Source organism: Tessaracoccus sp. MC1756, assembly GCF_014164735.1.
In the GTDB taxonomy this organism is placed as follows: domain Bacteria; phylum Actinomycetota; class Actinomycetes; order Propionibacteriales; family Propionibacteriaceae; genus Arachnia.
Genome location: NZ_JACJFZ010000002.1, coordinates 384795 through 403886 on the forward strand (window position 1 = coordinate 384795; position 19092 = coordinate 403886).

Annotated in this window: 21 protein-coding genes and 1 tRNA gene; 14 read left to right on the plus strand and 8 right to left on the minus strand. The window is 69.0% G+C overall.

Annotation, left to right across the window (positions count from 1 at the left end; translation table 11 throughout):
• Nucleotides 1-28: 28 nt before the first annotated feature.
• Nucleotides 29-2038 (minus strand): thioredoxin domain-containing protein, encoded by a 2010-nt coding sequence (locus tag H5393_RS07180; protein ID WP_182766075.1) that lies wholly within the window; start codon nt 2036-2038, stop codon nt 29-31.
• Nucleotides 2039-2168: 130 nt separating this feature from the next.
• On the opposite strand from H5393_RS07180, the gene H5393_RS07185 reads away from it, so the two are divergent.
• On the plus strand, nt 2169-2702 hold the full coding sequence (locus H5393_RS07185; RefSeq protein ID WP_182766385.1) for a rhomboid family intramembrane serine protease: 534 nt from the start codon (nt 2169-2171) through the stop codon (nt 2700-2702).
• Here the strand turns inward: H5393_RS07185 and mca are convergent.
• Nucleotides 2692-3588 (minus strand): mycothiol conjugate amidase Mca, encoded by an 897-nt coding sequence (mca, locus tag H5393_RS07190; protein ID WP_182766076.1) that lies wholly within the window; start codon nt 3586-3588, stop codon nt 2692-2694. The two genes, H5393_RS07185 and mca, sit on opposite strands and share 11 nt — an antisense overlap.
• A 61-nt stretch (nt 3589-3649) precedes the next feature.
• On the opposite strand from mca, the gene H5393_RS07195 reads away from it, so the two are divergent.
• Together H5393_RS07195 and greA are read left to right on the plus strand one after the other, a co-directional pair.
• Nucleotides 3650-4048: a DUF4307 domain-containing protein gene (locus H5393_RS07195; protein ID WP_182766077.1), complete on the plus strand. Its 399-nt coding sequence runs from the start codon at nt 3650-3652 to the stop codon at nt 4046-4048.
• A 12-nt stretch (nt 4049-4060) separates the two neighbouring features.
• Nucleotides 4061-4564: a transcription elongation factor GreA gene (greA, locus tag H5393_RS07200; protein WP_182766078.1), complete on the plus strand. Its 504-nt coding sequence runs from the start codon at nt 4061-4063 to the stop codon at nt 4562-4564.
• Between the two features lie 72 nt (nt 4565-4636).
• Here greA and H5393_RS07205 read toward each other — a convergent pair whose 3' ends face one another.
• Both H5393_RS07205 and H5393_RS07210 read right to left on the minus strand, forming a co-directional pair.
• The gene (locus tag H5393_RS07205) at nt 4637-5095 is read right to left on the minus strand and encodes a DUF2089 domain-containing protein (RefSeq protein ID WP_182766079.1); all 459 of its coding nucleotides are present in this window, start codon (nt 5093-5095) and stop codon (nt 4637-4639) included.
• Nucleotide 5096: 1 nt separating this feature from the next.
• Nucleotides 5097-5888 carry a hypothetical protein gene (locus tag H5393_RS07210; RefSeq protein WP_182766080.1) on the minus strand — a complete coding sequence of 264 codons (792 nt, stop codon included), beginning with the start codon at nt 5886-5888 and terminating at the stop codon, nt 5097-5099.
• 134 nt (nt 5889-6022) lie between these two features.
• Here H5393_RS07210 and H5393_RS07215 point away from each other — a divergent pair, with 134 nt between their 5' ends.
• The 5 genes from H5393_RS07215 (at nt 6023) to H5393_RS07235 (ending at nt 9193) form a co-directional block, all read left to right on the plus strand.
• Nucleotides 6023-6694, plus strand: a complete 672-nt coding sequence (locus tag H5393_RS07215; protein ID WP_182766081.1) for a uracil-DNA glycosylase — start codon at nt 6023-6025, stop codon at nt 6692-6694.
• A gap of 71 nt (nt 6695-6765) precedes the next feature.
• Entirely contained in the window at nt 6766-6966 is a 201-nt protein-coding gene (locus tag H5393_RS07220; RefSeq protein ID WP_182766082.1) for a hypothetical protein, read from the plus strand.
• 32 nt (nt 6967-6998) lie between these two features.
• The gene (gene msrA / locus H5393_RS07225) at nt 6999-7664 is read left to right on the plus strand and encodes a peptide-methionine (S)-S-oxide reductase MsrA (protein ID WP_182766083.1); all 666 of its coding nucleotides are present in this window, start codon (nt 6999-7001) and stop codon (nt 7662-7664) included.
• A gap of 42 nt (nt 7665-7706) precedes the next feature.
• Nucleotides 7707-8168, plus strand: a complete 462-nt coding sequence (locus tag H5393_RS07230; protein WP_182766084.1) for a GNAT family N-acetyltransferase — start codon at nt 7707-7709, stop codon at nt 8166-8168.
• Nucleotides 8169-8191: 23 nt separating this feature from the next.
• Entirely contained in the window at nt 8192-9193 is a 1002-nt protein-coding gene (locus H5393_RS07235) for a GNAT family N-acetyltransferase (protein WP_182766085.1), read from the plus strand.
• 12 nt (nt 9194-9205) lie between these two features.
• On the opposite strand, the gene H5393_RS07240 is transcribed toward H5393_RS07235, so the two are convergent.
• Nucleotides 9206-9868, minus strand: a complete 663-nt coding sequence (locus H5393_RS07240) for a DNA alkylation repair protein (RefSeq protein ID WP_182766086.1) — start codon at nt 9866-9868, stop codon at nt 9206-9208.
• A 63-nt stretch (nt 9869-9931) separates the two neighbouring features.
• On the opposite strand from H5393_RS07240, the gene H5393_RS07245 reads away from it, so the two are divergent.
• On the plus strand, nt 9932-11740 hold the full coding sequence (locus tag H5393_RS07245; RefSeq protein ID WP_220488256.1) for a DNA integrity scanning protein DisA nucleotide-binding domain protein: 1809 nt from the start codon (nt 9932-9934) through the stop codon (nt 11738-11740).
• 34 nt (nt 11741-11774) lie between these two features.
• The gene (locus H5393_RS07250) at nt 11775-12761 is read left to right on the plus strand and encodes a hypothetical protein (protein ID WP_182766087.1); all 987 of its coding nucleotides are present in this window, start codon (nt 11775-11777) and stop codon (nt 12759-12761) included.
• A 16-nt stretch (nt 12762-12777) separates the two neighbouring features.
• Here the strand turns inward: H5393_RS07250 and H5393_RS07255 are convergent, their stop codons facing one another.
• The gene (locus H5393_RS07255) at nt 12778-13674 is read right to left on the minus strand and encodes a neutral zinc metallopeptidase (protein ID WP_182766088.1); all 897 of its coding nucleotides are present in this window, start codon (nt 13672-13674) and stop codon (nt 12778-12780) included.
• A gap of 128 nt (nt 13675-13802) precedes the next feature.
• On the opposite strand from H5393_RS07255, the gene H5393_RS07260 reads away from it, so the two are divergent.
• Complete coding sequence (locus tag H5393_RS07260; protein WP_182766089.1) at nt 13803-14492, plus strand: NUDIX hydrolase; 690 nt, start codon at nt 13803-13805, stop codon at nt 14490-14492.
• Here the strand turns inward: H5393_RS07260 and H5393_RS07265 are convergent.
• On the minus strand, nt 14482-15357 hold the full coding sequence (locus H5393_RS07265) for a Bax inhibitor-1/YccA family protein (RefSeq protein WP_182766090.1): 876 nt from the start codon (nt 15355-15357) through the stop codon (nt 14482-14484). The two genes, H5393_RS07260 and H5393_RS07265, sit on opposite strands and share 11 nt — an antisense overlap.
• A 127-nt stretch (nt 15358-15484) precedes the next feature.
• On the opposite strand from H5393_RS07265, the gene H5393_RS07270 reads away from it, so the two are divergent.
• Complete coding sequence (locus tag H5393_RS07270) at nt 15485-16882, plus strand: MBL fold metallo-hydrolase RNA specificity domain-containing protein (RefSeq protein ID WP_182766091.1); 1398 nt, start codon at nt 15485-15487, stop codon at nt 16880-16882.
• Here H5393_RS07270 and H5393_RS07275 read toward each other — a convergent pair.
• Nucleotides 16883-16956: transfer RNA gene (locus tag H5393_RS07275), tRNA-Leu, on the minus strand.
• Nucleotides 16957-17056: 100 nt separating this feature from the next.
• On the opposite strand from H5393_RS07275, the gene H5393_RS07280 reads away from it, so the two are divergent.
• Nucleotides 17057-17575: a hypothetical protein gene (locus H5393_RS07280; protein ID WP_182766092.1), complete on the plus strand. Its 519-nt coding sequence runs from the start codon at nt 17057-17059 to the stop codon at nt 17573-17575.
• 31 nt (nt 17576-17606) lie between these two features.
• Nucleotides 17607-19055, plus strand: a complete 1449-nt coding sequence (locus H5393_RS07285; RefSeq protein ID WP_182766093.1) for a flotillin family protein — start codon at nt 17607-17609, stop codon at nt 19053-19055.
• Nucleotides 19056-19092 lie beyond the last annotated feature (37 nt).

The following is a 19092-nucleotide window of genomic DNA, read 5'->3' on the forward strand; positions in this document are numbered from 1 at the left end:
TTGCTCACGGCGGTGAGGCAAGGAAGCGTCAGACGCGGGACCACAGCGGCGTCTTGAGGTCGTTGTAGTCATCCACCGGATCGAAGCAGACGGTGCCCCGGCAGACGTAGACGAACCCGCCGGGTCGCTGCTCGAAGTGCGACCCCCACCCCTCGGCGCCCTCAGGGGCCGTGACCACATAGGACCCCGCCGGGGCGAGGCGCCAGGACGCGCGGGCCAGCTCGCCGAACGGGTCGTCGCTCACCACGACGGCGACCGCGGGCTTGAGGCCACGCCGCGCCTCGTCGGAGACCAGCAGGTCTGCCAGCGACGCGCCGGCGAACCGTGGGTGCTCGGCCACGCTCGCCCAGGTGGTGCGGGCGGCGCGGTCTGCGCGGTCGCTGAAGTCCGGACGTTCAGCCAACTGTGCCACCACGCGCAGCGCGGCGATCAGAGCAGAGGTGCCGCTGGGCGACACGTTGTCGGTGAGGGAACGCGGGCGCTCGAACAGGCCGGTGTCGACGGAGTCGTAGAACCCGCCGTCGGCGTGGCTGAAGAGCTCGTCGGCCCGCTCCAGGACGGCCTCGGCCCTGCGCAACCACGCCGAGTCGCCGGTGGCTCCGGCCAGAAGCGCGAAGGCTTCAGCCACCGCGCCGAAGTCCTCAGCGCCACCGACGGCGGCATCAGCCGCCCCGTCGCGCGAGGTGCGGCGCAGCTCACCGTCGACCAGATGCACCCCGGCCAGGTACTCCGCGGCGCGGATCGCGAGTTCCAGCCAGCCCCTCTCGCCGAAGATCATCGCGCCCGTGACCAGTGAGGAGACCATCCAGCCGTTCCAGGCGGCGACCACGATGTTGTCCGACGCGGGCCGGAAGCGCGTCTCGCGCTCTTCCAGGAGCTTGCCGGCGACCTCGTCGAGTCGCGCGTAGTCAGGCCGGCCACGCAACTGCAGCGTGGAGAGGCCGTCTTCGAAGGTGCCGCCCTTGGTGACGTGGAAGACGTCCGCGGCCCAGTCACCGAGCTCGGCGCCCAGCGCATCGACGAGCAGTTCGGGGTTCCAGAGGTAGAAGATGCCCTCGTGCACGGCGCCGCGGATGTCACAGGAGTCCGCGTCGAGTGCGGAGATGAACGCCCCCTGCTCGCTGACCATCTCCCGCTCCAGCCATTCGACGATGCCGTAGGCGGTGCGCTCGAACAGCGCGCGCAGCCCACCATCGTGATCTGCGGTGCGACGCCAGCCGCGCACGTAGGTGCCCAGCAGGAGCGCGTTGTCGTAGAGCATCTTCTCGAAGTGCGGCACCACCCATCCCGGGTCCACCGAGTAGCGGTGGAACCCGCCGCCCACCTGGTCGTAGATGCCGCCGCGGGCCATGTGCTCCAGGCTGCGCTGCGCGATCTCGAGGGAGCGCGGGTCACCCTTGACCAGGAGCGCGTCCAGCAGCGTGGGGTTGGGGAACTTCGGCTGGGTGCCGAAGCCGCCGTGGATGACGTCGAAGGCGGCCTCGACGTCGTCGATCGCCTTGCGCAGATCCGGCGTTTCCCCCGCGACGGTCTCCTCGCGGGAGGACAGCACGTTGACGAGGTACTCCGCAGAGCCGCGCACCTTGTCGCGGCGGTGGTGCCACGCGTCGGCCATCGACTCCAGCACCTGCCGGAACGACGGCATGCCGGGGGCAGCCTCCGGCGGGAAGTAGGTGCCGGTGAAGAAGGGTTTGCCCTCGGGCGTCAGGAACGCGGTCATGGGCCAGCCGCCCGAACCGTTGTTCATCGCCTGGGTGGCTGTCATGAACACCGCGTCGACGTCGGGGTGCTGCTGGCGGTCCACCTTGATGGCCACGAAGTGGTCGTTGATGTACTCGGCGACCTCCGGGTCGTCGAACGACTCGTGGCTCATCACGTGGCACCAGTGGCACGACGCGTAGCCCACGGACAGCAGGATGGGACGTTCCAGTTCACGCGCGCTGGCCAGTGCTTCGTCGGACCATTCCCACCAGTCGACGAGTTGGTGGGAGTGCTGGCGGAGGTAGTCGCTGGACGACTGGGCAAGGCGGTTGACCATAGTCCCCAAGGGTATCCGGTGGGCCCCCGGACCCCATGTGGCGGGTCCGGGCTGTCGGCGCGTCGGACACAATGGGGACATGAGCGAAGCCCGGACCACCCGTTCCCCGCTGGCCGCCGCCCTACTCGCGGTGGGCGGCCTGCTCGCCGTGATGTGGGCGCTTGAGATCCTCGACGCGGTGACGCTCAACGCGCTCGACTCCTATGGCATCGAACCGCGCGAGGTCTCGGACCTCCCCAACATCGTGTGGGCGCCCCTCCTGCACTTCGGGTGGGCGCACCTCATCAGCAACTCCGTGCCGTTCCTGGTGCTGGGCGTGCTGACCTACCTCTCAGGGGCGATCCGCTGGGTGGTGACGACCGTCCTGAGCGCCGTCGTCTCCGGACTCACCGCCTGGCTGCTCTCGGCCGCCGGCACCATCACGGCGGGTGCGTCCGGCGTGATCTTCGGCTACCTCACCTACCTCCTCGTGCGGGGCATCTTCACCCGGAAGATCTCGCAGATCCTGCTCGCCGTGGTGGTGTTCGCGCTGTACGGCACCGTGCTGCTGGGGGTGCTCCCCGGCGCGCCCGGCGTCAGCTGGCAGGCCCACCTGGGTGGCGCCGCCGGCGGCGTGATTGCGGCCTACCTGCTCCACTCGAAGGCCTCGCGCGTCAGATCATGAACTCCGGCACCAGCGTCTCGGGCCGCAGGCCGGCGAACAGGTCGTCCTCCGGGATCATCGTGGGCACCTTCGACACGACGAGCTGGTAGTCCTCGGTGGGCCAGCCCATCTGCTGGATGGCCAGCGGGACGGCGAACCACGGGCCGTCGGGGTCGATCTGGGTGGCGTGGGCCTTGAGCGCCTCGTCGCGGACGGGGAAGTAGTCGGCGCACGGCACGAACGTGGTGAGCCGGCCGTAGGAGTACGGGTCGTTGTCACGGGTGGGCACGCTGTATTCCAGGCCGTGCTCGTGCATGGCGGCCTCGAGTTGCTCGAAGCGCTTCCGGTGGAAACTCATGTGGTAGTACAACTTGGCGGCCTGCCAGGGCGTGCCGTGCTCGGGCCACTGGTACGGATCGGCCGCGGCCCGGAAGGCCTCGACGGTGATCCGGTGGCACTGGATGTGGTCGGGGTGCGGGTAGCCACCCTGCTCGTCGTAGGTGGTGACGACGTGCGGGCGGAAACTCCGGATGATCCGCACCAGCCGGCCCGCCGCCACCTGCGGGTCCTCGAGCGCGAAGCAGCCTTCGGGCAGCGGCGGGAGGGGGTCGCCCTCCGGGAAACCGGAGTCGACGAAACCCAGCCACACCTGCTGGATGCCGAGGATGTCGCGGGCCCTGGCCATTTCGTCGCGGCGGATCTCCGCGATGTTGTGCTCGATGTCCGGATCACCGGCGAGCTTCGGGTTCAGGATCGAGCCCCGCTCACCGCCGGTGCAGGTGGCCACCATCACCTCGACGCCCTCGGCCACGTACTTCGCCGTGGTGGCAGCGCCCTTGCTCGACTCGTCGTCTGGGTGGGCGTGGACGTGCAACAGCCTCAGGTGGGGAGCGGCGGCGGTGGACATGGACTGTATTGTGCCCTCCCCCGGATCAGTACCATGCCCGTCTCAGGGCACAATGGGTGCCGTGACCACCGACGAAGCCCGCATCAAGGCCCGCTACCCCAAGGCGAGCCCCGCCGACTACCTGCTGGGAGGTCTGGCCGCCGTCGCCGTGCTGACGGCCATCCTGCTGGCCGTGTTGTCGGGCGTGCGCAACTCCAACCCCGATGTCGTCGCGATGATCCGCAGCTTCGAGGTGTCGTCGGCCACGGAGATCACCGCCGAGGTGGTCGTCCAGCGCAAAGACCCGTCGGAGGCCGCGGAGTGCCGGATGTACGCCCAGGCGGAGAGCTACGAGACCGTCGCCGAGCGCATCGTGCAGGTGCCACCGGGCACTGACAAGCTCACCAACATCGACGTGACCCTCACAACGGTGAAAGAAGCGACCGCCATCAGAATCGAAGGCTGCCGCCTGGTCGGCTGATAGGCTGGCTCAATGTCCGAAACAGCTACTGATGTGGTGTGGCTCACCCAGGAGGCCTACGACAAGCTCGAGGCCGAATTGAACGAGCTCAGGACCGTCGGCCGCGAAGAGGTGACCGCACGGATCGCTGCCGCCCGTGAAGAGGGCGACCTGTCCGAGAATGGTGGGTATCACGCCGCCCGCGAAGAGCAGGGTCAGATGGAAGGCCGGATCCGCCAACTGGAGGATCTCCTTCGCCGCGCGCAGGTGGGCGAACCTGAAGGCGCCGCAGACGAGGTGGCCCCCGGCAAGATCATCACGGTCGCCTACGACGGCGACGACGGCGACACTGACACCTTCCTCCTCGGCTCGCGCGAGGTGCTCGGCACCGATGATTCGGTGGAGCATTCCGTCTTCTCCCCACAGTCACCGATGGGCGCTGCCATCCTCGGCGCCAAGGTCGGCGACGAGGTGCGCTACACGGCGCCCAACGGTAAGGAGCTGATGGTCCGGATCACGCAGGTGTCGGCCCTCTAGTTCGCCTCAGGAACACCGGGGCCGCCGTCCAGAGGGACGGCGGCCCTGTTCGTTGTGGGCGCGTGCGCCGGGTCAGTCGCCCAGCAGTTGGGCGGCCAGCTCGGGGCTGAGCTCGCCGCGCGCGACGCGGGCGAGGATCTGCTCCTCCGGCGTCAGGCTGCCGTCCACGGCGTCGCCGTACTCCGACTGCTGCTCCGTACCGTCCTGCTCAGGCCGTTCCTGATGGGCGGGAGCCGGCTGGGCGGCGGGATCCGCAGGGTCGAGGCCCAGCTTGGCCAGGACCGCGTCGAGACGCGCGCGCGCCGTGGGGTACGACACCTGGAGGTGTTTCTCGACCTCCCGCAGGTTGCCGCGGGAGGCGAGGAAGACCTTCAGCAGCGTGAGGTCCGCCTCGCTCAGCGAGCAGAACTCGCAGCTGGCGAACTCACCGGCGATCTCCGTGCCGCAATGGAGGCATCCCTTGCGGGTGGTGATGAGTTGGTCGCCGCAGACCGGGCAGTCCGCCGGCGGGTGGTAGAGGTGCTTCGCCATGTCACTCATCCGCCTTGATGGTTGCCATGCCCATGACGACGGCGATGTCGAGCCGCGCGGAGCCGTTGCCGACCACGTACTCGTCGACCTTGTCGCCCCCATCGGGCCAGCTGATCCGCCCGAGCCTCGCCTCGCCTCGGATGGTCACGTTGGCGCCCTTGGTGAGGTGGATGGTGAGGGTGCCCGACTCCACCTTCAGGCGCGAGCGGCCGAGGCTGATGGGCCCCTCGACGGCGATGCCGCCGGCCTGGCTGAGCAGGTCCTCCACCTCCTGCACGTCTTCGAGGGTGGAGCCGCCCGCCGTCACGCGGATGCGGCCCAGCCGGGGCACCCCCACCGTGCGGAGCCCGCCGGTGGTGACCTCCGCGTCGACGATGAGGTTGGGATTGACCTTGACCACGAGTTCCTTGCCCAGCGAGATATCGCGCAGGTCGTCGAGGTTGCGGGGCGGGCGGATCAGCGAGAAACCCGTGAAGCTGGGCCCGAACTCTCCGGTGGAGTTGACCTCCATGACGGTGCCCACGCGGCGGAGCACGTGCGGCCCGTCGATCGTGAGGGTGCTCACCGAGGGGTCGCCCTCGATACGCACCCGGCGCCCCACTGCGGTGACCGAGACGCGGGACAGCCCGCCGGCCTTGGGGCCACCCTTCGTGGTGGTGTCCTGCGGGATGTCCTCGGGGCTGTCCCCTGCTGCCGCTCGCTTGGCGGCCTCGATGCGGGTGGCGGCCTCGCCGGCGTCGATGCGCCCGGCCGCCAGGTCGTCCAGAATTGGACCCAGATCTGCGTTGCTCATGGTGAAAATGCTATCCCCCTTTTCCATAATGAAAAGCGATCGTGCAGCTTTCGAAACCCTGGGCTTTCCCTGAGGGGTTAAGAACTGCTCGGACGGCCCGACTACGGGTCCACGCCTGTGCCAAGGTTGGATGTATGCGCACACCACTCCCGGACCTCGTGGCGCCGGACTGGGCGGAGGCCCTCGCCCCCGTCGAGGACAACATCGCCGCCATGGGTGAGTTCCTACGCGCGGAGTTGGCCAACGGCTTCACCTATCTACCTGCCGGCGAGCACATCCTGCGCGCCTTCTCGCGTCCCCTGGCGGACGTCCGGGTGCTGATCCTCGGCCAAGACCCCTACCCCACGCCGGGCCACGCGATGGGGCTCTCGTTCTCGGTCAACCCGGACGTGCGGCCCATCCCGGGCAGCCTGCGCAACATCTACCGCGAACTGGAGACCGACCTGGGTATCCCCCAGGCGAAGCACGGCGACCTCACCGCCTGGTTCGAGCAGGGAGTTCTCCTCCTCAACCGTGTGCTCACGGTGCGGCCGGGCGCGCCCGCCTCGCACCGGGGCAAGGGCTGGGAAGAGGTCACCGCCTGCGCGGTCCGCGCGCTCGCCCAGCGCGGCGGTCCCCTCGTGGCGATCCTCTGGGGCCGCGACGCACAGTCGGCCGGACCGCTACTCGGCGAAACGCCCGTGATCGCCAGCGCGCACCCGTCGCCCCTGTCCGCGCGCACCGGCTTCTACGGATCCCGCCCCTTCAGCACCGCCAACCGCCTGCTGGAGGACCAGGGCGGGGAGCCCGTCGACTGGCGGCTCTAGCGGTGTCACGCTGTCGCCGGCCACCTCAGATCGATGGGCCATCTGCCGGCGGAGCCTGGCAGACTGACTCCATGCAAGAGCAGCAGGCCGAGCCGGCCAACCCCGAGACCCCCGACGACGTACCGCAGGCGGAGCCGGAGCCCGGCAAGCGTTACGAGAACGTGGGGCTGGGCAGGCGTTCGGTCTGGGTGCTGGGTGGCGCCGTGGGTGCCTACATGATTCTGCGCGGTCTCTACGGCATCATCACCGGCGAGGACGAGGAGCAGCCCTAGTCCGTTCCTCAGCCTCCGGGTAGCCTTGGCGAATGGAGATTGACGTTCTGGCCTGGCTCAACGCCCGCATGTCCACGCCTCAGATGGTGACGGAGGATGAAGCGCTCGAGGGCCGCGACACACCGGTCCTGAGCCCCATGCCCAGGCACGAGGTGCTCGGGCTCCCGCTTGACGAGGTGCCGGCAGGCGCCGAGGTCGCCTACTTCGCGCTGGGCTGCTTCTGGGGCGAGGAACGCATGTTCTGGCAGGTCGACGGCGTGCTGAACACTGCCGCTGGCTACATGGGCGGCTTCACGCCCAACCCCACTTACAAGGAGACGTGCACCGGCCACACCGGACACACCGAGACGGTCAAGGTGGTCTTCGACCCCACCAAGGTGGGCTACGACGATCTGCTCACGCTGTTCTGGGAGAACCACGACCCCACGCAGGTCTACCGCCAGGGCAACGACCTGGGTACCCAGTACCGCTCCGCCATCTTCCCGGTGGACGACGAGCAGCGGGCGGCAGCCGAGCGCAGCCGGGCCGCGTTCCAGGAGCGGCTCACGGCTGAGGGCTACGGCCCGATCTCGACCGAGATCACCCCGGGCCAGACCTTCTACTACGCCGAACTTGAGCACCAGCAGTACCTGCACAAGAATCCGGGCGGTTACTGCCCGAACCACGCCACCGGCGTGAGGTGCGGTCCGGCGGACTGACCGACCTGCACCCGCCCCCAGCCAGTCGTTAGGGTTTCGATCATGCTGCAGTTCCGCGCCACCGATTCGACAGATCCCGCCGCCGCGCGCCTGCTCGACGCGTACTTCGCCGAGCGCATCGCGCTGTGGGCAGGCGAGGAGACCGCCTACCAGCCCAAGCCCGCCGATTTCTCCGAGGGCGTGCTGCTCGTGGCGGAACGGGACGGCGAGGCCGTCGGCGTCGGGGGGATCCGCCCCGTCGAGGGTGAAGGTATGGAGGTCAAGCACCTCTACATCGCCCCTGAAGCGCGGGGTGCCGGCCTGGGTCGTGCGTTTCTCCGTGAACTGGAGCGCCGGGCCCTCTCCCTGGGCGCGCAGCGCATGGTGCTGGACACCAACGCGGATCTCGACAGCGCCAACGGCCTGTACCGCGCAGAGGGATACCACTCGGTGGAGCCGTTCAACGACAACCCGAACGCCACAGACTGGTACGCCAAAGACCTGCTACCGCCGGCCGCGCAGTAACCCCTGGCGTCGGAAAGTCAGCGATGATCCCCCTCATCACCGAACGTCTGCGCCTGCGTGCGTTCACCGGCGACGACCTGGACTTCGTCTACCTCCTCCACCAGAACCCGGACCTGCAGCGCTTCATCCCGACGGCGACCACGCCGGACCTGGCCGCCGCCGGGCTCCACCTCGAGCGGTTCATGATGCTGCGGAACCACCCGGTGCACGGCTTCTCCCTCGTCGAGCTGGCCACGGGTCCCAGCGCCGGCACCGCAGTGGGCATCATCATGGTCAAGCCCATCCCCCCGTCGGGAGGCGGCGAGGCGGTCGACATCGAGATCGGCTGGCGCCAGGTGGCCGAACACACGGGCAACGGCTACATCACGGAGGCGGCCGACGCCACCCTCCGGGCCGTCCTGGAAGCGGGTCTTCCCGAGGTGGTGGCAGTCACGCATCCCGAGAACTACGCGTCGCAGCGGGTGGCCGAGCGCATCGGTATGAGGCGCGTCGGGCTCACGGACGCCTACTACGACACGCAGACCCTGCTGTTCCGCACGGCGCGCCCCTGGGCTGAGGCAATGACCAATCCCGCACTCGAGGAGCTCGCCTCCTCAGGCATCGACCACACCGTCACCCGGCACGGGCGGGTCCGCTCCCTGGCGGAGGCCGCCGCGGCACGGGGCGTCGAGCCTCGCGACATCATCAAGACGATGGTCGTGCGCCGCGGCGAAGGTGACCACATCCTGGCGTTGGTCCCCGGAGACCGCGCCATCTCGTGGCCCAAGCTCCGCGCGCTGCTGGGCGTGTCACGGTTGTCGATGCCCGACGCGGACGCGGCTCTCGAGGTGACCGGTTTCGAGCGCGGCACGATCACGCCGTTCGGCACGAAGACGCCGCTGCCCGTGGTGGCCGATGAGCTGGTGCGGGGACGCACAGTCTCCATCGGAGCCGGCGAACACGGGGTTGCGGCGACCATCGACGGCGACGCGCTCATCGCCCACTTCGACGCGACCGTTGCCGACATCACAGAGCCCGAGGGCTGAGCCGACGCCGGATCAGCGCTCGCCGCGGCGCACCATCTCCGCGATCCAGTTGGGCGCGAACGGCGAGGTGCAGTTGGGCGGCGTGGGGTAGTCCTTCAGCACCTCGAGCCGCTCCCCGATGGCCACGGCGCGCTCGCGCAGCTGCGGGTTCTCGATCCCTATGTGGGCCAGGGTGGTGTTCATCTGCCACTGCAGCCGCTCCGGCGCGTCCTTCATCTGAGCCTCGATAAGGCTCAGGAGCCCCGGCAGGTCCAGGCCGTCGGGGTTCTTCTTCACGCGGTCCGCCGTGAGGGCCCACCCGGCGCTGGCGACCAGCGGATCCGCGTCGTCGAACCACTTCACGCGCAGCTCCTCAGCGTTCGGGCCCTTCATCACGACGTAACCCACCAGCCAGTCGTGCACCTTGGGGACGCGGGCCTCGCGCAGCATGGTGTCGAGCTCGTCGGCGCTGAACTCCTTCGGCCGACACGTCAGCAGCGCCAGCAACCTGGCGGCCGTGTCGCCCGTCGCCCACAGTTCCCGGGCGAAAGAGTGATCGGTCTTGAGCCGCTTGGCGACCGCGCGCAGCTTCGTCAGGTTCACCGCGTGGTCGTCGCCGCGCCGCTGGTTCACCACCAGGATCTTGGGATCCGCCAGGTCGTCGAGTTCCACCATTACTGCGTCGAGGTCGTGCATGCGGCGAGTCTAGGTCGGCCCACCGACAACAGCCACGAACCGGGTCGATGACAGACTGGCGGGATGTCTGATCCCGTGATCTACACGCGACTGCTGCTTGAGGTGGACCGCGGCGCCCACCCCGCCCCCACGTCGTGGCATGATGCCCCCGTGGGTTGGCAATTATGGGACGGACAGGCTCGGTTCCGTCGTTCGCTGGAACAGGTTGCCAACGATGTGCTCGACGCCGCCGGGGTGGACATCGATCCGCGGGCGTTCGTCGTGGCACTCCCCCTCAACGCTGAGGACGACGTGCTCGTGGAGCCGCAGCGCGGCCATTTCGACCGCGCCATCCTCAAGCAGGCCAGCACACTGGCCACCCGCCGCTTCAACAGGATCCTGCGGGAGAACGACCTTGACGACGACAGCGAGGCACACCTCGCCGCCCTCGAATCACGCACCCGTCGCCGCGCCGTGGCCGACAAACTCGACTCCGCAGCGCGAGCCACCGGGCGGGTGCACTTCGTGGGGGTCGGCGTGAAGATCCTGGATCACATGGTGTTCCCCGTCCTCGCTCTGCAGGCAGACCCGTGGCGTGAACTGCCCCAGCTCGCGGATGACGCAGCCGACGCGTTCCTCACCGCGCGGTCCTTCCAGGAGGCCGTCGTCACCATGGTGCTGGACGTGGCTTCACGCGAACTCGACCGCCAGTCGCCCGGGCTCGTGGTGCGTGCGGACACCGAGGCGGTCCTGCGCGCCGCGGCGGATTCCTTCGTGTCCGCGGTGGTGGCACGGACCGGCCAGGACCACGCGTTCGGCGCCATGCAGGCCTTCGACGCGGTGGCCGCCACCCGCTATGAGGGCCGCGCCGGCAAGGGCACCCTCGTCCTCGTGCCGGCGGACGACGGCACGGTCACCCGCATCATCACGCTGGAGCATCCGGTGCCGATCGGCCGCACCAGGGGGCTGCGCAAGATCCTCGAACTGTCCGGCCCGGGGCTGCACCTGCTCTGCGACGGCCGGGAGGTCTACGGGCTGGGCACCGTCGACACCACGGAGCGCGATCACACGTTCGAGGTGCGCATTTCCGGCGACGGTTCCTGGGAACTCTGGGACAACGACGTGCCGTTCCTCCGCGTCGACAACGGCATCCCCGCCATGCCGCGCGACCTGCTGGACGAGGACGAGTTCGCGATCACCGTCGAGCGTGTCTTCCCCAACGTCTCCGCCCGCAACGCCCGCTTCCTGTGGCACGTGGCGGTCGCCTGTTCGCAGCAGGCCCACGGCACCATGCTCGTCGTGCACCCCGAGGCCGACAGGGAGGCGGCGCGTCTCCTCCCGCAGGCCTACGCCATCACGCCCACCCGCCTGTCGGAGCGGGCGCTGGAGGCCGCCACCAGCATCGACGGCGCCGTGTTGGTGTCGCCGGATGGGCGCTGTCACGCCGTGGGTGTCATCCTCGACGGCCTCGCCACCGGCACCGGAGACCCGGCGCGCGGAGCGCGGTTCAGCTCCGCCATCCGATACCTCGCCGGTGCGGGCAAGGGCTCCATGGTGATCATCGTCTCCGAGGACGGCCGCATCGACCTGCTGCCCAAGTCCAAGCGGCGGATGCGCAGGGCGACGGTGCAGCGCGCGGTGGACCGGCTCATCGCCGCCTCCGCGGAAGGAGAGGATCCCGAGGCGTTCACGCGGGCCGACCGTGCCGTCGAGAACATCGAGTTCTACCTCAGCCAAGAGCAGTGCGACGCGGTGAACGAGGCGCGCGAAGTGGTGGAGTCGCGCGCATGGGGCGAGGCCCGGGTGCGGCGCCAGTACATCCCGATCGCGCCGGACCCGGCGATGGACGACTCGTACTTCGTGGACAGGGTGACCTCCGACGACGGCGAGTAGTGGACCTGCTTCCACGGGTGCCTACACTGTGCGGGTGAGGAAATGGTCGGTCGGTGCGCTCGGAGCTGCCGTCGTCCTCGCCGGATGCACGCCGTTGTCGCCCGGCTTGGTGCCCACCTCGGCGGCCTCGCCGCCCAGCTCGTTGTCGCCGTCGGTCACGAGCACTGAGCCGAGCCTCCCGCCCGTTCCAGAGCCTGAACTCCCCCAGCGTTTCCCCATCGACGGCCCGCTGGTGGACAGTGCCGAGCTCGTCGTCGACGAACTGCATGCGGTGGCCGCCGGCCTGCCCGTGCTGAAACTCGACATCACGCGGGACCAGGCCACCCTTACCGCGTTGCGCCCGGACGGCTCGGTGGTCAGTTACCGGTGGACCGAGGACGAGATCACCGCGGTCGATTCCGACATCCAGTACCTCGAACAGGCGACGTTCGACCCTGCGGATTTCCCCCTGCAGTCGGCGGCGCGCATGTTCGACATCGCCGACCTCCGCGGCGTGCGCGGCGAACTCGTCCTGCAGATCGTGGAGTACCGCGAGGGGCAGGTACTGATGACCATCACCTCGCGGCCGGAATCGACGACGGTGTTCTTCAGGGCCGACGGCACCGCCGTCGCGCAGTTGGGCTACACCAGTGTCGCTGATCTGACCGCCGGCCTGAGCGAGGTCATCGGCGACGCGACCGAGGCCTTCGCGGTCGGCTTCAACGACACGCGCGGCTACTGGACCGATCTTCCGGATGAGCCCGGCGTCGTCCTGAACAGGAGCCGGTTGGCGGGGTTGCCCGTCTTCGAGACGCGGCGCGGGGAAGCCCCCGCCCTGGGTACGTTCGACCCGCAGCAGATCGACCCGGCCACGTTGGCGAAGGTGATCGCCCAGTTCCAGGCCGACCCGGCCCAGCAGTGCGACGTGCGTATCGACCGCAGCACTGAGCGCAGCGGCGCCGTCGTCCGGGTGGACTGCGGCGGCGAGGTCCACTACACGGATCTCGAGGGTCGCGACATGACCAGGTTGATCGAGGGCTGAGCCCTCCCGTCCGGCGTTACTCGCCGAGGTCGTCGGTGCTGAAGGTGTCGCAGGTTGCCGGGTCCCCGCTCTCGAAGCCCTTCGCCACCCAGTACTGGCGCATCTTCGACGAGCCGTGCGTCCAGCTCTCCGGTACCACCCGGCCGCCCTGCTGCTGCTGGATGTGGTCGTCACCGACGGCGCGGGCCGCGTCGACGATGCGGTTCAGGTCGTCCTGGGTCACGGCCTCGATCGGCGACTCCGGGTCCTGCGTCGTGTTCTTGAAGAAGACGCCGGCGTAGCAGTCTGCCTGCAACTCCAGGCGCACCGCACCGGAACGCGGGCCGGTGTCGTTGCCGCCGGCGCGGGCCTTCTCCATGTCGCCGGTGAGGTTCGAGATGTGGTGCCCGTACTCGTGGCCGACGATGTACAGCTCAGCGGCGTCGCTGCGGGTGGTGCCCAACTGCTCGAGCAGGCTGCCCATGAACTCGTCGTCGATGTAGATGGCCTTGTCGCCGGGGCAGTAGAAGGGCCCCATCTGCGACGAGCCGGTGCCGCACGCCGTGGCGATCTGGCCGCTGTAGAGGTTGAGCGCCGAGATGGGCTCGAAGCCGGACTCGAACGCGCCGGACCAGTGGTCCTCCAGGGCGACGTCGTAGGCGTCCCAGCGACAGTCGCGGTTCTGCTCGATGTCTGCCGCGTCGCGGCATTGCGTCTGGGCCTGGCCCTCCCCCTGCGGGGGCGGCACGGCCCCGCCGCCACCGCCGAGGACATCGCCGATGTTCCCGCCGAAGAGCAGCGTCAGCACCAGGAGGATGAGGCCGCCGATGCCGCCCACCGCGATGGGCCCACCGCGGCGTCCGCCGCCCATGCCGCCGCCGCCGCGCCTCCGCACGCGGGAGCCACTGATGTCGGTGCCAGAGCGATAATCCATGACCAGCCTCCGTCGGAACCGCTTCCCGGCAGCCCCGGAATGCGTAGCCAAAACAATAACCCCATTCCAGCTCAGCGGGGGCTGCGGTGGCAAGGGCCGGCGAATGGGCGGCCGACTACACTGTCGCAATGCGCGTCATCGGTGTCACCAGTCCCCTGCGGGCGCCCGTGGCCGACTTCCCGGTGGAGCACGGCGCGCATCCCCGCGTGACGATGTTCGATCACGGCTATGTACCCCTGCGGCCGCTCGCCGCCGCCATCCAGGACGGCGACATCGTCTTCACCTGGCTGGTCCGCGAAGTGCACGAGTCGGACCACCGCCCGGTTGAGCGGCACACCGTCTACGTCAATTCGCCGACGGAGACCCCTGCGCGCTACCAGCGCATCGGCGCCTACGCCCTGGTGCTGTCAGAGCGCGGCATCCTCGGCACGGTGAATTCCCCGGCCACCCCCGCGCCGGGTACGTGGTCGCTCCCTGGCGGCGGCGTCGACCCGGGAGAGTCGCCGTCGGAGGCCGTGCTACGCGAGGTCTTCGAGGAGACCGGCCAGGAGATCGTCATCGACCGGGTCCTGACGCTCGAATCCGAGCACTGGGTGGGCCGCTCCATGAGCGGGCGGCTCGAGGACTTCCACGCCCTGAGGGTCGTCTACGGGGCGACATGCAAGGCACCCAGCGAGCCGGTCGTCCACGACATCGGTGGATCGACCCTGAAGGCCGGCTGGGTGCCTACGCGCGCGTGGCGCTCGCTGCACTGGACGAACAGCTCGCGGACGCTACTGAGTCAGTACGCCCGCAAGCTGTCCACTGTCAGTCCCTGAAGTAGCTCATGATGCGCAGGAGCTCGACGTACAGCCACACCATGGTGACCGTGATGCCGAGAGCCGCGCGCCAGGATTCCTGAGCGGGCGCCTGGGCGGCGATGCCGCGTTCGACGGAGTCGAAGTCCGTCACGAGGTTCAGCACGGCCAGCACGACGGCCAGGATGGAGATCCCGATCGCCAGCCAGCCGGCGCCGGAACCGATGCCGCGGATGGCGGTGTCCACGCCGAACAGCGCGAGGCCGAAGTTGACGAGCAGGACACCCAGCAGGGCGACCGTGCCGATGGAAACCATCTTGCGGAACTTCGGGGTGACGCGGATGTTGAAGAACTTGTACGCCGCCAGGGTGGCGGCCGCGGTGACGAAGGTGGCCAGCACGGCCTGCACCACGATGCCCGGATACAGGTACTCGAAGAACTTCGAGAACGCACCCACGAAGACGCCCTCGACCGCGGCGTAGAACAGCACACCGCCGACGGGGAGCTTGCGGCGGCCGGCCACGAACAGGATGGTGACCAGCCCCACGATGCCCGAACCGATGACGGCGGGCAGCATCAGGCTCATGGGCAGCAGGATGAACGTCGCGACGGCGACGATGGCCACGGTGCCGAGCGTGATGGCGGTCTTGGCGAGCACGTCGTCCAGCGTCATCACACCGCCGACGCGCGGATCGGTCTGCTGGGGCTGGTTGAACTGGTTCTGCTCGAACTGCTGCTGCGGTGGCAGGTAGCCCTGCCACTGGCCCTGGGGCTGGCTCTGCGGCTGCGCATATCCCTGGGGCTGGCCGTAGCCGGTGTAGCCGCGCTGCTGCGTGCCCTGATTCTTCGTGAACGAGTCGGGCCTGCCGATGATCGGGTTAGCCATGTGATTCTCTTTCTTGTCGTGGTCCCCTACGGGATCGTCGTTCTCCATGGTACGTGGTCTCCCCACCCGCGCCGTGGGTTTCCACGCCGGGGGCCCGGGTGCACCCCTTACCTGCCACGATCGGATCATGAGCACCCCGCAGAAGGCGACCCTGACGTTCCTCGGCGCGGCCGGCACCGTGACCGGCTCCAAGTACCTCCTCACGCTCGACGACCGGCGCATCCTCGTGGACGCAGGCATGTTCCAGGGCGACAAGAAGTGGCGGTTGAAGAACCGCGACGAGTTCCCCGTGGACCCGGCCTCCCTCTCCGACGTGCTGCTCACGCACGCCCACACCGACCATGTCGCCTACCTGCCCGCTCTGGTCAAGCACGGTTTCCGCGGGCCGATCTGGGCCACCGAGGCCACGATCCGCCTGGCCGAGATCGTGCTGCGTGACTCCGGGAAGCTCCAGGAACAGTCGGTCACCGACGCGGTGCGCGGCGGTTGGTCCAAGCACGAGAATCCCGAGGCGATCTACACGACCGAGGACGTGGAGAGGACCCTCCCGCTGTTCCGGTCGGTCGAGTTCGACACGAACGTCGACATCGACGGCATCTGGGTGCGCTGGACCAGGGCCGGGCACATCCTCGGTTCCGCCTCGGTCCACGTGGAGTTCGGCAACCGCTCGGTGCTGTTCTCAGGCGACCTCGGCCGCCACGACCACCCCATCCTCAAGGACCGCGGCACTCCCCCCGGCGCCGACATCGTCGTGGTGGAATCAACCTACGGCGACCGTGAGCACCCAGAACCCGACGTCCCGCACGAAGACTTCGCTGCCGCCATCCGCCGCACCATTGAGCGGGGCGGTCAGGTGGTGGTCCCGGCCTTCGCCATCGACCGGACGGAGACCGTGCTGCAGGCGCTGGTGCAGATGCGCCGCGAGGGCCGCATCCCCGAGGTGCCTGTCGTCGTGGACGGCCCCATGTCGCTGCGCGCGCTGGCGGTCTACAGCGACACGGCGCTGGACGAACTGCGCGAGGACGTGACGGTCGCCGATTTCACCGACCTGGACCTCACCGCCACCCGCGGTGCGCGCGATTCGAAGGCGCTGAACAAGCGCACCGACCCCATGATCATCATCTCGAGCTCGGGCATGGCCGAGGGCGGCCGGGTGCTGTATCACCTGCAGCGGTTGCTGCCGGACGCCCGCAACACCGTCGTGCTGACGGGCTTCCAGGCCGAGGGCACCCGCGGCCGTGCGCTCGAGGACGGCGCCCGTCAGGTGAAGATCAACGGCAGGTACGTCCGGGTGAACGCCGAGATCGTGCGCGACCGCGAGTTCTCCGTGCACGGCGACGCGTCGGACCTGCTCGACTGGCTGAAGGCCCTGGACAAGGACCCGGAAGAGGTGTTCGTCACGCACGGTGAGCCCCACGTGGCCGCACAGTTCGCGGACCGGATCTCCGACGAGCTGGGCTGGGTCGCCGTGGCCCCGAAGTTCGGCGAGGTTGTCGCGCTCCTGGGCGACGAGGCCGAAGACTAGTGCCCCCGACGGGACTCGAACCCGTACTGAAGCGGGTTTAAGCCGCCTGCCTCTGCCAATTGGGCTACGAGGGCCACGCCAAAGTCTAGCGACGATGAGCGAAAGACCCACGGCCCCCGACGGAGACCTGCCCGCCCGATAGACTGGGGGTTCGCACAAGGGGAGGGGCCCGCTTTGACCGCGTTTCTGATCATCGGAGGCGTCGGTATCGCTTTGGTCCTGCTTTCCCTGCTCGTCGGTGACGTGATCGACGGCCTGTTCGACCTCGACGTCCTCGGTGGCGACCTCTTCTCCGTCTCCTCCATCTCCGCCTTCATCGGCGCGTTTGGGTTCGGCGGTGCGCTGGGCCTGGCCCTCGTCGACAACATGGTGTTCGCCGTCGTCACCGGCCTGGTGATCGGCGCGCTGGCCGCCTGGGGCGCCATGCGGCTGACCCGTGCGCTGAAGAGCGGCGAGGATGCGGCCAGCTTCCGGTCTGACTCGATGGTCGGCTACTCAGGCCGCGTCATCACGGCCATCCCCCAGGGCGGGTACGGCGAGATCCACATCAGCGTGGGCGGGCAGGTGCGCAAGATCGCCGCGAAGTCCGAGCTCCCCGTCGCCGCCGGCGATGAAGTGTGGGTCTCGGCCATCCTCTCCCCCACCGCCGTGGAGGTCACGCCCACCTCCGCCCCCGGCGAACTCACTCCCTAGCCTGCAGCCCAAGACCGAACGAAAGGCATCCATGCCCGGCTTAAGTCCCGTAGTCACCGCAATCCTCGGCCTCATCATCCTCCTCGTGCTGATCGGCCTGCTGATCGCCAGCAGGTACAAGGTGGCCAAGCCGAACGAGGCCTTCATCATCACCGGCCGCAAGGGCAGGGAGGTCCGCAATCCCGAGACCGGTCTCGTGTCGACAGACCTGAGCGGCCAGAAGGTCGTCATGGGCGGTGGCGTGTTCGTCGTCCCGTTCATCCAGCGCCTGCACACGCTCGACCTGTCGTCGCGCCGCATCATGATCACCATCCGCAACGCCGTCTCCGGCCAGGGCATCAAACTCAACGTCGACGGTGTGGCGATCGTCAAGGTGGGCGGCAACGAGGATTCGATCCGGGCCTCCGCGCAGCGCTTCCTCGGGCAGCAGGACGAGATCGAGACCTTCACCCAGGAGACCCTCGCGGGCTCGCTCCGTTCGATCGTCGGCTCGCTGACGGTGGAGCAGATCATCCGTGACCGCGCTGCGTTCGCGCAGCGGGTCACCGACGAGTCCGAGTCGTCGCTGACGGGGCAGGGCCTCGTGCTCGACACCTTCCAGATCCAGGACATCTCCGACGACGGCACCTACCTGTCGGACCTCGGACGGCCGGAATCGGCCAAGCTGGGCCGGCTCGCCGCCGTCGCCGAGGCCGAGGCGCGACGCGAGGCCGAACAGGCGCAGATCGCCGCGGAGCAGGAGATCGCCATCTCGCAGCGGGCACTCGTGCTGAAGAAGGCCGAGATCCAGTCGGAGACCGACGCCGCCAGGGCCACCGCCGCATCCGCCGGCCCCCTCGCCCAAGCAGACCGTGACCAGGCCGTCCTCCTCGAGCAGGAGAAGGTCGCCGTCGCGCAGGCCGCGCTGAAGGAGCGCCAGTTGGACACCGAGGTGCGTCGCCCGGCAGATGCCGAGCGGTACCGCGTCGAGACCGCTGCAGAGGCACAGCGCAATGCCGCCATCTTCCAGGCCGAGGCCCAGAAGGCCACGGCCATCGCCCAGGCAGAGGCCGACGCGGAGCGCCAGCGCCTCACCGGTGTCGGCGAGAAGTCCCGCCGCGTGGCCGAGGCCGACGCCGTCCGCGCTGAAGGCGAGGCGAAGGCCGCCGCGGTGCTGGCCGTCGGCCAGGCTGAAGCCGAGGCGATGGACAAGCGTGCCGAGGCTTTCGCGCACTACAACGAGGCCGCCGTCCTGCAGATGCTGATCGACGTGCTGCCCCAGATGGCCGAGAAGGTCGCCGCCCCGCTGGGCAACATCGACAAGCTCACGGTTGTGTCCACCGACGGCGCTTCGGTGCTGCCCCGCCAGGTCACGGAGAACGTCATGCAGACCATGCAGATGGTCAAGGACACCACCGGCTACGACCTGACGGCCGTGCTCGACCGGATGGCCGGCAAGACCAACGGCGCGCTCCAGGGCACCGCCACCCCAGCCGAGTAACAGGCAGCACAAGAGAGCCGGTGTGCGGAGACTTCCG

Excerpts from the sequence above, each read along its gene's own strand:
- H5393_RS07180 (WP_182766075.1), bottom strand. The coding sequence starts at position 2,038 with ATGGTCAACCGCCTTGCCCAGTCGTCCAGCGACTACCTCCGCCAGCAC.
- mca (WP_182766076.1), bottom strand. The coding sequence starts at position 3,588 with ATGTCCACCGCCGCCGCTCCCCACCTGAGGCTGTTGCACGTCCACGCC.
- greA (WP_182766078.1), top strand. The coding sequence starts at position 4,061 with ATGTCCGAAACAGCTACTGATGTGGTGTGGCTCACCCAGGAGGCCTAC.
- H5393_RS07205 (WP_182766079.1), bottom strand. The coding sequence starts at position 5,095 with ATGGCGAAGCACCTCTACCACCCGCCGGCGGACTGCCCGGTCTGCGGC.
- H5393_RS07210 (WP_182766080.1), bottom strand. The coding sequence starts at position 5,888 with ATGAGCAACGCAGATCTGGGTCCAATTCTGGACGACCTGGCGGCCGGG.
- H5393_RS07215 (WP_182766081.1), top strand. The coding sequence starts at position 6,023 with ATGCGCACACCACTCCCGGACCTCGTGGCGCCGGACTGGGCGGAGGCC.
- H5393_RS07220 (WP_182766082.1), top strand. The coding sequence starts at position 6,766 with ATGCAAGAGCAGCAGGCCGAGCCGGCCAACCCCGAGACCCCCGACGAC.
- msrA (WP_182766083.1), top strand. The coding sequence starts at position 6,999 with ATGGAGATTGACGTTCTGGCCTGGCTCAACGCCCGCATGTCCACGCCT.
- H5393_RS07230 (WP_182766084.1), top strand. The coding sequence starts at position 7,707 with ATGCTGCAGTTCCGCGCCACCGATTCGACAGATCCCGCCGCCGCGCGC.
- H5393_RS07235 (WP_182766085.1), top strand. The coding sequence starts at position 8,192 with ATGATCCCCCTCATCACCGAACGTCTGCGCCTGCGTGCGTTCACCGGC.
- H5393_RS07240 (WP_182766086.1), bottom strand. The coding sequence starts at position 9,868 with ATGCACGACCTCGACGCAGTAATGGTGGAACTCGACGACCTGGCGGAT.
- H5393_RS07245 (WP_220488256.1), top strand. The coding sequence starts at position 9,932 with ATGTCTGATCCCGTGATCTACACGCGACTGCTGCTTGAGGTGGACCGC.
- H5393_RS07255 (WP_182766088.1), bottom strand. The coding sequence starts at position 13,674 with ATGGATTATCGCTCTGGCACCGACATCAGTGGCTCCCGCGTGCGGAGG.
- H5393_RS07260 (WP_182766089.1), top strand. The coding sequence starts at position 13,803 with ATGCGCGTCATCGGTGTCACCAGTCCCCTGCGGGCGCCCGTGGCCGAC.
- H5393_RS07265 (WP_182766090.1), bottom strand. The coding sequence starts at position 15,357 with ATGGCTAACCCGATCATCGGCAGGCCCGACTCGTTCACGAAGAATCAG.
- H5393_RS07270 (WP_182766091.1), top strand. The coding sequence starts at position 15,485 with ATGAGCACCCCGCAGAAGGCGACCCTGACGTTCCTCGGCGCGGCCGGC.
- H5393_RS07285 (WP_182766093.1), top strand. The coding sequence starts at position 17,607 with ATGCCCGGCTTAAGTCCCGTAGTCACCGCAATCCTCGGCCTCATCATC.